2 protein-coding genes and 1 pseudogene are annotated in these 4,920 nt (G+C 72.8%); all 3 read left to right on the top strand.

Annotation, left to right across the window (positions count from 1 at the left end; genetic code table 11):
• Window positions 1-140 precede the first annotated feature (140 nt).
• Window positions 141-1,805: a purple acid phosphatase family protein gene (locus AC5LUJ_RS11075; RefSeq protein ID WP_493464900.1), complete on the top strand. Its 1,665-nt coding sequence runs from the start codon at window positions 141-143 to the stop codon at window positions 1,803-1,805.
• A gap of 732 nt (window positions 1,806-2,537) precedes the next feature.
• Window positions 2,538-3,821, top strand: coding sequence for an NsdA family TPR-like regulatory protein (locus tag AC5LUJ_RS11070; protein ID WP_493464899.1), 1,284 nt, complete (start codon window positions 2,538-2,540; stop codon window positions 3,819-3,821).
• A 510-nt stretch (window positions 3,822-4,331) separates the two neighbouring features.
• Window positions 4,332-4,920 (top strand): annotated as a pseudogene (locus tag AC5LUJ_RS11065) (hypothetical protein); the annotation flags it as partial.

The raw sequence follows: 4,920 nt of genomic DNA, 5'->3' as shown, positions 1-4,920 counted from the left end.
CCCCTTCACGGCCCGGGGCCGCCCCGGATCATCCAACGCGTTCTGGAGTTCATGGGAACGGACCAGAATGGGTCGAAAGTGTCCCCAAGCAGGCCATGACGGTCCGGCCATGTGGTCACGGCCGGCAGTGAGGAGATCTGTTGGCCCTGCGTGCGGGTACGCCCGTCGAACACCTCCACCTGACCTTCGGGCCGGACCCGGCCGCGTCGATGGCCGTGTCATGGACGACACCGCGGATGGTGCGCCGCCCCCGGGTCCGGTTCGGCAGCACGCCCGGCAGGCTCGACCACGAGGTGCACGCCGTCACCCGCGTCTACACCGACGCCGTCACCGGCGAAGAGGTGATCAACCACCATGCCCTGCTCACCGGGCTGGAGCCGGGCTCCCGTTACCTCTACGAGGTGATCCACGACCGGATCAGCCGCACCAGCGGCGGCACCCTGCGGACCGCGCCACGCGGCCGGGCGCCGTTCACCTTCACCTGCTTCGGCGATCACGGCACCTCGGAGTCCTACGACCCGTTCGGCACGCCGGCGTCCAGGAACGCCGTGACCGGCGTCGACCGGGTCGGTTCGCTGTTCACCCTGGTCGTCGGTGACCTGTCGTACGCGAACCAGCGGCGTAACCCACCGCGGGCGTGGTCCGACTGGTTCAACATGATCGGCTCCTCCGCGCGGCACCACCCGTGGATGCCCGCCGCCGGCAACCACGAGATCGAACGCGGGAACGGCCCGCTGGGCCTGGCCGCCTACCAGAGCCGTTTCCTGCTGCCCGGCAGCACCGTGGATCCCGACGGAACGGGCACGGACGACCCGCTGACGGCGCCGCTGACGGACCTGCTCGGCCTGTGGTACGCCTTCACCGTCGCGAACGTGCGCTTCGTCGTCCTGCAGAACGACGACGTCTGCTATCAGGACGCCGGCACGGTGTACATCCGCGGTTACAGCGGCGGGCGGCAACGGGCCTGGCTCGAACGGACGCTGCGCCAGGCACGCGCCGACCCGGACATCGACTGGATCATCGTCTGCATGCACCAGACGGCCGTGTCCAGCGCGGCGCAGCACAACGGCGCCGACCTCGGTATCCGGGAGCAGTGGCTGCCGCTGTTCGACACGTTCGGTGTCGATCTCGTCCTGTGCGGGCACGAGCACCACTACGAGCGGACGCATCCGCTGCGTGGCGTGGCCGAAGGATCAGCGACGCTCACCCCGCAGCCCGCCCCGGCCACGGGCAGCCTCGGCAGCCACCTCGACGGGGGCGGCCCAGCGGACGGGGCACGGCAGCGAGCGGGCGGCAGCGGCAGCAGTAATGGCAGCGGCGACGAGGAACCTGGCGGAGGGACTGGCAGCGGCGCTGGCGCCGAGGTCGTGGACACCTCGCACGGGACAGTCCACATGGTCCTGGGCACGGGGGGCTCGTCGTCGCCGTCGGCCAGCAAGCTGCTCGACCCGCCCGCCGGCCGGGTGATCATCGGCGTGGAACCGCGGGAGTCCGATCCCGCCCGGTTCCGCTCGGTCCACGCCCTTGAGCCGGCGCCGTGGCTGGCCCTGCGGGCGCCGGACCATCCGTACGCGTTCGCGGGCTTCGAGGTCGATCCGGGGGCGGATGCGGGCCTGACCAGCATCCGGGTGACCGTGTACGACCACACGACCTCCACCCCCCTGCCCTTCGACACGTTCACGCTGGTCAGGCCCTGTGCGGCCGGCGCCGGCCGAGCCGGTGACACCGGCTGCGGGGACACGGCCGGCAGCCCTCCCACACCCCTGGATGACCCGTCCACGCCGGTGTGTGCACCGCAACCGTAGACTGGCAGGAAGCGGCGGGGACTGCCGGAACCGGCTGTGGCCTGTCCGGCTGGACGCTGTCGGCCCTCGCGCCGCGCGGCGTCCACGCGGTGAATCATTCATGGCACGATCGCCTGGCGGACACTTTCGCCCGGCGTGCCCAGGAATTACCGGCCAGATTTCTCCCGGCCTGCGCCCGTGATGTGTTCATGACCGCCGCCGGCCGGGCGCCGAGCGGGTACGGATCGTACGCCGTCCCGGCCGTGCGCGCTTTAACCTCTACCGCCGGAAATCACTCCGTAACACCAACGGACCAGTCATCCGACCGAATCCATGGTCGTGGACAGCCGTCGTCGCCGGCATCCGGCCGCCGGCCCACCAGCCCGTCCACCTCTCGGCCATACGGCGGTGTCCTGATGGTCATACGACGGTACCCCGCCCGAGATCCGCAGGTCACGACGCTGCCGGGCGGCCACCGAAAAACAACAACCACAAACCTCAACAGCATCAACACCCAATCGACCGTTGGCTTTATTGCGCGGCCGGAGGATAGCGAGAGGCCGACGCAATCCGCAGTACTTGTTCCGTCACGGGCCCTGTCGTACGCTGCACGCGCGACAACCATCCGGTGATTCCGTCCGGACGAAATACCGATGTGCGGGCTCCCGGCGGGCCAGTCATTGTCACCCACCGGGCTGTCCGGGTGGATGAAGGAAGACGCTTCCCCGCATCGACGCTTGAGGAGGCCGGGCGTTGAGAGAGCCCAGCGGTGTACCCGGGCGGTCGTGCGCGGGCCGGGAGCGGGCGTCCCGGCGGCCTCGACGCGCGGCGGCCGCCGCCGTCACCGCCGGCCTCGCGCCCGGCCGGCCCGCACCGGCCGCCGGCCCAGCGCAGCGGTGGGCCCCGCAACGCCTGTGGGCCGCGGACGGGCTGGCCGCCGCGTTGGAGGAAGCCACCAGCCAGGCGGAGCCCCGTGTACTTCCCGGCCTGCCCGGCCGGCCCGACCGGCCCGGCATCGGTGGCATCGGCGGCGCGGCACTCACCGCGGCCGCCCACCAGTGGCTCGTCGCCGACCCGGCCCAGCTCCCCGTGGCGGTGCTGGGCGGCCGGCAGGTCCGCGACACCCTCGTCGCCGAGTTCGAGCAGCGCGTCGACGCGCTGCGGCGGATGGACGACCTGCTCGGCGGGGAGGACGTCCACGGGCTCGCCGCGGCGGAGCTACGAGTGATCGTCCGGCTGCTGCGTACCGGCGCGTACGGCCAGCGGCAGCACGGCCGGCTGTACGCCGTCGCCGCGGAGCTCGCGCGGCTCGCCGGCTGGGCGGCGTTCGACAGCGGCCGGCACCAGGTGGCCCAGTGGTACTGGCTGATCGCGTTACGTACCGCCCACGAGGCCGGCCGGCCGGCGATCGGCGCCAACGTCCTGCGTTGCATGGCGGAGCAGGCGGTACGTTTCGGCGACCCCAGCGACGCCGTCACCCTGCTGCGCACGGCCCGCGCGGGCGCCGCGGACGCTCTCACCGCCACCGAGCGGGCCATCGTCGCCGGCTGTCTGGCCGTCGCGTACGCCCAGCTCGGCGACGTCCGGTCGGTACACGCCGAGATCGCCGAGGCGCTGGCCCAGATCGAGCGGGCCGACCCGGCCGCGGACCCGGAGTACGTCTACTGGTGCTCCCGTTCGGTGATCGAGTACTACGCCGGCAAGGCGCTGCTGTGCGCCGGTGACGTCGCGGCGGCCGTCGAGTACCTCAGCCGTTCGGTCGACCAGCTCGACGCCACCGCCTACCCACGGGAGCTGATACACCACAGCGCGTGGCTCGGCGTCGCCAAAGTCGACGCCGGGGACGTCGAACAGGCCGTCTGCCTGGGCTATCAGGTGATCGAGCTCGCAGCCCGGATGGCCTCCGAGAACGCCAGGGTGGACACGCTGACGCTGTGCGACGCCATCGAGATGGCCGGGTACCCGGGCGCACGGGCACTGACCGACCGTGCCCGCGCCGCCCTGCGCGCCGGGAACCCGGCCGCGGCGGGGCCCTGACCGTCCGCCATCGCCTCGGGTCATGGCGGACGGGCCATGACGAACAGACCTGTGGCGGACGGAGCATGGCCGACGCCGCCATGAGCCTGTACCGCCCTGTGACCGGCACCGCTCGCGGGCGCCCGCCCGCCGGCAGGTCCGCCGCCGGCCGTCGGGAACGGGATGCCCGCCGCCCCGTGGCAGCGCGGCCGGGGCCGAGCGGGCCGTGGGGCCGGGCGGGCTGCGCGGTCGGGAGACCCCCGTGACCGGAAGATCCTTAATCGCGAAGTGCCGCGACCGAGGGGCGTCAGCGACGGAGCCCCGTCGGCGGACAGACATGGCCGCTGCGGCGCGTTTTCGACACCATGGGTCGGGACGGGCCGGGCCACGGCGGTCACGGCGGTCACGGCTGTCGATATCACGACACATCCATCGGCTGATCTGCATGGATGTCATTGAGTGGGTACAGGGGACGTCGGCCTCGACGTCCGCTAGCGTGATCGGAACACCCGCACGTGGGGGACGGAGGCCATGAACAGTCCGGTGGTACCCATCACGCTGATAGTGGTGCTCCTGATCGGCGCGATCCTCTTCGTCGTGCTCTCCAGCCGTGACCAGGAGCGTCCCGGTCCCGACTCGAGGCCGCAGCCGCGACACTCCTCCCCCGACGAGACGATGCCCGTGCGGCGGCCACCACAACGCCGGCGCCGGCGCCAGCGCCAGGGCGTTCTCGCGTCGCTGCGGCGCCCGGCCGCGACGCGGGAACAGGCCCGTGGCAGCGATCCGGACGACTCGGCCGGCCCGGCTCCCCGCACCAGCGGCCCGCCGGCCGCCCCCACCCAGTTCGACGGCCCCGCACTCCTGGGCGACGCCGCGGCTCCCACCGCACCGGCGCCCACCACATCGGTGCCCACCGCACCGGTGCCCACCGCACCGGTTCCACCGGCTCCCCCGGCGTCCGTCAGGGCCTCGCACGCCGATGCCGCGACCACCGCATACCCCGCGCCACCGCCGTACCGCGCGCCGGCTCCCGGGAGCGGGCCCGACGGCCCCGTCGACCCGGCGGCCACCACCCGGGTGACCCCGCTGGTCAACGCCACCGCCGACGCCACCGTCCGGG

The organism is Protofrankia sp. CiP1_Cm_nod3 (assembly GCF_982290655.1).
The sequence above is the reverse complement of the archived record's forward strand: the minus strand, read 5'-3'. Positions and strand labels throughout refer to the sequence as shown.